The 5,806-nt window shown below is 65.3% G+C and carries 6 protein-coding genes and 1 pseudogene; 6 read left to right on the forward strand and 1 reads right to left on the reverse strand.

Annotated features, from left to right (window positions below; genetic code table 11):
* Both CWO91_RS41315 and CWO91_RS41320 read left to right on the forward strand, forming a co-directional pair.
* A partial coding sequence (locus tag CWO91_RS41315) for a GyrI-like domain-containing protein (protein ID WP_245471539.1) occupies positions 1-508 on the forward strand: 508 nt, incomplete at its 5' end.
* Positions 509-513: 5 nt separating this feature from the next.
* Positions 514-1,224 carry an SIMPL domain-containing protein gene (locus tag CWO91_RS41320; RefSeq protein WP_165406070.1) on the forward strand — a complete coding sequence of 237 codons (711 nt, stop codon included), beginning with the start codon at positions 514-516 and terminating at the stop codon, positions 1,222-1,224.
* A gap of 202 nt (positions 1,225-1,426) precedes the next feature.
* Here CWO91_RS41320 and CWO91_RS41325 read toward each other — a convergent pair whose 3' ends face one another.
* Positions 1,427-2,491, reverse strand: coding sequence for an MBL fold metallo-hydrolase (locus tag CWO91_RS41325; protein WP_165406069.1), 1,065 nt, complete (start codon positions 2,489-2,491; stop codon positions 1,427-1,429).
* A gap of 437 nt (positions 2,492-2,928) precedes the next feature.
* Here CWO91_RS41325 and ffh point away from each other — a divergent pair, with 437 nt between their 5' ends.
* The 4 genes and pseudogenes from ffh to CWO91_RS44885 form a co-directional block, all read left to right on the forward strand.
* Positions 2,929-4,482, forward strand: coding sequence for a signal recognition particle protein (ffh, locus tag CWO91_RS41330; protein WP_130221048.1), 1,554 nt, complete (start codon positions 2,929-2,931; stop codon positions 4,480-4,482).
* Between the two features lie 165 nt (positions 4,483-4,647).
* On the forward strand, positions 4,648-4,980 hold the full coding sequence (gene rpsP, locus CWO91_RS41335) for a 30S ribosomal protein S16 (protein ID WP_035702960.1): 333 nt from the start codon (positions 4,648-4,650) through the stop codon (positions 4,978-4,980).
* Between the two features lie 9 nt (positions 4,981-4,989).
* On the forward strand, positions 4,990-5,559 hold the full coding sequence (gene rimM / locus CWO91_RS41340; protein ID WP_130221049.1) for a ribosome maturation factor RimM: 570 nt from the start codon (positions 4,990-4,992) through the stop codon (positions 5,557-5,559).
* Between the two features lie 105 nt (positions 5,560-5,664).
* Positions 5,665-5,806, forward strand: a pseudogene (locus CWO91_RS44885) (tRNA (guanosine(37)-N1)-methyltransferase TrmD); the annotation flags it as partial.

The following is a 5,806-nucleotide window of genomic DNA, read 5'->3' on the forward strand; positions in this document are numbered from 1 at the left end:
GGCGCCCCCGCCCGCGGCAGCCGCCACCCCCGCCCCGGTACAGACCGCCGATCCCTTTGGCCTCGAGACCATGCTCGAGCCCAAGAAGGTCGTGATGGTCAAGGGCACTGCCAATTGGGATTCGGCCTTCGACACGCTGATCGACGCCTTCAAGGCGCTGAACGCGCTGCTGGACAAGCAGGCCATCAAGCCATCAGGCAATTCGATGATCGTCTACACCTCCACCGACGACACCGGCTTCACCTTCCTCGCCGAGATCCCGGTCGAGCAGGATCCGAAGAACCTGCCCAAGGACATGAGCATCGGCAAATCGCCGGAGGGCAAGGCGTTGAAATTCGTCCATCGCGGCTCCTACGACAACATGGACAACACCTATGAGGCGATCACCAATCACCTCGACGACAAGAGGCTGGAAGCCAAGGACACCTTCATCGAGGAGTACCTCACCGATCCCCTGAAGACGGCCGAGGACAAGCTCGTGATCAACGTTTTCGTGCCGCTGAAGTGAGAATGATGAAAAAGCCTGCCCTCCTTTTGACTTCACTTGCCGCCATCTTCGCCATCACGCTGGCGGACCCCGCACGCGCCGACGATTTTCCGTCCGCGATTTCGGTGAGCGGCGAAGCCAGGATTTCCGCGGCACCCGATCTCGCGCAGATCGACGCCGGCGTCGCCAACGACGCCAAGTCGGCGAAGGAAGCTTCCGACGCCAACAACGCGGCGATGGGCAAGGTGCTGCTGGCGCTGAAGGGCGCCGGCATCGCCGAGAAGGACTATCAGACCTCGCGCCTGTCGCTGCAGCCGCAATACGGCCAGAACAAATCCACCGGCGCCTCGCCCGTGGTCGGATTCCGCGCCAGCAATCGTGTCACCGTGAAAATTCGCGACGTGACCAAGGTCGCCGGCATCATCGACACGCTGGTCAGCGCCGGCGCCAACGACATCGGAAATATCTCGTTCGAGGTGACGCAGGCCTCAAAACTGCTCGATGATGCGCGCGAGCAGGCGGTCGCCGATGCCCGCCGCAAGGCGGAGATCTACGCCAAGGCCACTGGCGCCACACTAGGGGCGCCGCTCAGCGTCACCGAGGGCGGCGGCCCGGTGCCACTGTTCAAGGGCCGCATGGCGGCGGCTCCGATGGCCGCACCCGCCGCCGTCGCGCCGGGCGAGGAGACGCTGACGGTGACGGTCAATGTGAGCTGGGCGATCAAGCCGGGGCAGTAAAGCGCACACTGTTCGCTACAACAACGGTGTCGTCCCGGCGAAGGCCGGGACCCATAACCACAGGGAGTGGTTATGACGCGACGCTGGTAACCACGAGTCTCCGCCAAACATCTTCTTGTGGTTATGGGTCCCGGATCGGCGCGCGCTTGAGGCGCGCTTGTCCGGGACGACGAACTGTTATGTGCCGCAACGGCGGAGAGAGCTAAATCTCCACCACCTGCCCCGGCATCATCGCCACGAACCGCTGTTGTGGGATCTTCGCAGCATCCAGCGCGTCGACCAGCGCCTTTGCCGGCGCATCGATCGCCTCATCCGTCAGCTGGAACGTGCCGTGATGATGCCCGAGCGCTTCCTGCGCGCCGCAATCCGCGAGCGCCTGCACGGCATCTTCCGGATTCATGTGCTGGTCACGCATGAACCAGCGCGGCTCGTAGGCACCGATGGGGAGGATCGCGAGCCGCAGTGGCCCATGCTTCTCCGCGACGCGTCGAAAATGCCTGCCATCGCCATAGCCGGAATCGCAGACGACGTAGATCTTGCCGGCCGGCGTCTCCAGCACGAAGCTCGCCCACAGCGCCTTGTTGCGATCGAACACGCCGCGCGCCGTCCAGTGCCGGGTCGGGACCAGATGCACGGCGATGCCGCCACCGAGCTCGACGCGGTCGTGCCAGTCGAACCCTTCCACCTTGATCGTGGGATCGGAGCTGCGCATCGTGACGTCGTTGCCGAGCGGGGTGACGACGCGCGGGGCAAAATTCTTGGCGAGCCGCGACAGCGTCGCAATGTCCAGATGATCGTAGTGCCCGTGCGAGACCAGCACGACGTCGATCTTCGGCAGCTCGTCGAACGAAATGCCGGGATCGTTGTGCCGCTTCGGCCCGGCCCAGGCGACCGGCGAGACCCGCATCGACCAGACGGGATCGACCAGGATGTTCAGGCCGCCGGCCTGGATCAGCCAGCTGGCGTGGCCGACGAAGGAGAGCCGCACCTTGTCGCCGTCGACACGCGCCGGCGGCGAATCGGCGTGTGGACTGGGAACCCAATCCGGCCATTTCGCGCGCTGCCGCTTGCCGCCGAATTGCCAGCGCAGCACCTCTCGAAGCGATTTCGGCGGTGCGCCGTCGGGATCGAAGAAGTGCAGACCATTGAAATGGTCGGAGGCGGGACCGTCATAGGTTTTCATGTGGAACATCCAAAGGGACGGGACACCAACCAGCGCGCCAGCACCGGCAAGCAGTCCGAACACGCGACGGCGAGTGATCGGCACGGCGGGCTTTTAGGGATGGTAGCGGAGAAAGGTCATCACCTTCTATATGGGCGAAGCCCTGGGAAAAGGAACCGGCCGGCAAAAGGGTCACATTTTCAGGACCTTGCCCTGGCAGGGGCGCCCCGGCACCCTAACTTTCCTTGACTTTTGGGCGTGAGCGGCGTTTAACCCCGCCACTTTCTCGGAAAGGCTTTCTTTTCGACCCGCCGACCGGCCCTGGAGGCCGGAGGTCAACGCCCGACAGCGCTGTGCGCCCTCGGGCGCAAAGGTGTTTGGACTTTCTTCTCCCTCGCCCCGCTCTTGCGGGGAGAGAGTCGGGGTGAGGGGCTCTCTCCGCGTGTGATGCGCGTAGATGGTCCCGTACCCCCTCACCCGCCGCGCAAGTGCGCGGCGACCTCTCCCCGCGGGCGCGGGGAGAGGTAAAAAGGACAACGGCATTGTTCGACAATCTGTCGGAACGGCTTGGCGGAATTCTCGATCGTCTGACGGGGCGCGGTGCGCTGACCGAAAAGGACGTCGACGCCGCGATGCGCGAGGTGCGCCGCGCGCTGCTGGAGGCCGACGTCGCGCTGGAGGTGGTGCGCAGCTTCACCGAGCGCGTGCGCGAGCAGGCGATCGGCGCCACCGTCGTCAAGTCGGTCACACCCGGCCAGATGGTGGTCAAGATCGTCCATGACGAGCTGATCAACACGCTCGGCGCCGAAGGCCAGACCATCGACGTCAATTCCGTGCCGCCGGTGCCGATCATGATGGTCGGCCTGCAAGGCTCGGGCAAGACCACCACCACTGCCAAGCTCGCCCGCCGCCTGGTCCAGCGCGACAAGCGCAAAGTGCTGATGGCCTCGCTCGACGTCTACCGCCCGGCGGCGATGGAGCAGCTGGCGGTGCTCGGCCGCGACCTCGACATTCCGACTCTGCCGATCGTGACGGGCCAGCAGCCGCCGCAGATCGCGAAGCGCGCGCTGGAGGCCGGCAAACTCGGCGGCTACGACATCGTGCTGCTCGACACCGCCGGCCGCACCACGCTCGACGAAGAGATGATGGCGGAGGCAGCCGCGATCAAAGCCGCGGCCAATCCGCATGAAGTGCTGCTGGTTGCAGACAGCCTCACCGGCCAGGACGCCGTGAATCTCGCGCGCTCGTTCGATCAGCGCGTCGGTCTCACCGGCATCGTGCTGACCCGCGTCGACGGCGACGGCCGCGGCGGCGCCGCGCTGTCGATGCGCGCGGTGACCGGCAAGCCGATCAAGCTGATCGGCACCGGCGAAAAGACCGATGCGCTGGAGGACTTCCATCCTGATCGTATCGCCGGCCGCATCCTCGGCATGGGCGACGTCGTCTCGCTGGTCGAGCGTGCCGCCGCCAACATCGACGCCGAGAAGGCCGCGCGCACCGCCGAACGCATGCGCAAGGGTCAGTTCGACCTCAACGACATGCGCGAGCAGCTGTTGCAGATGTCGAACATGGGCGGCATCAGCGGGCTGATGGGCATGATGCCCGGCATCTCCAAGATGAAGAACCAGATCGCGGCCGCCGGCATCGATGACAAGATCCTGAAGCGCCAGGTCGCGATCATCGATTCCATGACGCGCGACGAGCGCCGTCATCCCGACTTGCTCAAGGCCAGCCGCAAGAAGCGCATCGCCGCGGGCTCGGGTCAGAGCGTCGAGCACGTCAACAAGCTCCTGAAGATGCACCGGAACATGGCCGATGTGATGAAGGCCATGGGCTCGGGCAAGCGCGGTCCGCTCGCCGGCATCGCACAGGCCATGGGCTTTGGCGGCGGCATGAAGATGCCCTCGCCAGAAGAGATGAAGGCCTTGCAGGAGAAGATGCAGAGCGGCGGCGGACAGGGCCTGCCCAATCTGCCGAAGGATCTGCCCGCGGGCTTGCGCCAGGGCCTACCGAATGTGCCGGGGCTCACGGGCCTCAGCAACAAGCCGACCCTGCCCGGGCTCGGCGGCTTCCCTGGACTGGGGAAGAAGAAGTGACCTCGCCCGTCATTGCGAGCGAAGCGAAGCAATCCAGAAATGCTTCCACCGAAACAGTCTGGATTGCTTCGTCGCCAGCGCAAAATTGCTTCGCAATTTTGTCGCGGGCTCCTCGCAATGACGAACCAACCAACCTTTGAATTAACAGCTACTCAGGAGACCAATATGTCCGTCGTTATCCGCCTCGCCCGCGCAGGCACCAAGAAGCGTCCCGTCTATCACGTCGTCGTCGCCGACTCGCGCTTTCCGCGCGATGGCCGCTTCATCGAGCGCCTCGGCTATTTCAACCCGCTGCTGCCGAAGGACAACGAGGCGCGCCTCAAGCTCGACATGGAGAAGGTGAAGGCCTGGGTCGCCAAGGGCGCGCAGCCGTCGGACCGCGTGGCGCGTTTCCTCGACGCTGCCGGCGTCAAGAAGCGCGAAGCGCGCAACAACCCGCAGAAGGCCGTGCCGCGCAAGGAGCGCAAGGCGCAGGCCGAAGCTGCCGCGAAGGCGTAAGGCCAGACCATGTCGGCGCTGGTCTGCGTCGCGCGGATCGGCGCCGCGCATGGGGTGCGCGGTGCGGTCAAATTGTGGACCTTCACCGAGGATCCCTTTGCCATCAGGCGCTACGGTCCGCTGCTGTCCAAGGACGGCAAGCGCCAATTCGAAGTCGCGCAGGCGCGCGAGGCCAAAGGTCATCTGGTCGCGACCTTCAAGGGCGTCACGACCCGCGATGAGGCCGAGCGCCTCAACGGCATCGAGCTCTACGTTCCGCGCGAAAAGCTGCCAGCGACCGACGAGGGCGAATATTACCACACCGACCTGATCGGGCTCGCTGCCGTCACCACTGATGGCGAGCCGCTCGGCCGCGTCGTCGCGATCCAGAATTTCGGCGCCGGTGACATCATCGAGATCGCCCCGCCCAAGGAAGCAACAAAGGGCCCGACGCTGCTGCTGCCGTTCTCCAACGCGGTGGTGCCGGAGGTCGATATCGCCGGCGGCCGCGTCGTGATCGCGCTGCCGCGGGAGATCGAGGGCGAGAACGAGGACGATTCCCCCTCCGCGAGTCGTCCCGGCGAAAGCCGGGACCCATAACCACAGGCGGTGGTTTTGGCTAAGCTGGTCGCTCCAGCCATCGCAAAACGGACTGCGGTGGCTATGGGTCCCGGCCTTCGCCGGGACGACGGCAACTGAGATGCAATGACCAACCCCTCACCCTGGCGCGCGACGGTGCTGACGCTGTTTCCGGAGATGTTTCCGGGGCCTCTCGGCGTGAGCTTGGCCGGCCGGGCGCTGGCCGCCGGGCTGTGGCAGATCGAGGCGCGGGACATCCGGGCCTCCG

This window comes from Bradyrhizobium genosp. SA-3 (genome assembly GCF_004212635.1).
GTDB lineage: Bacteria > Pseudomonadota > Alphaproteobacteria > Rhizobiales > Xanthobacteraceae > Bradyrhizobium.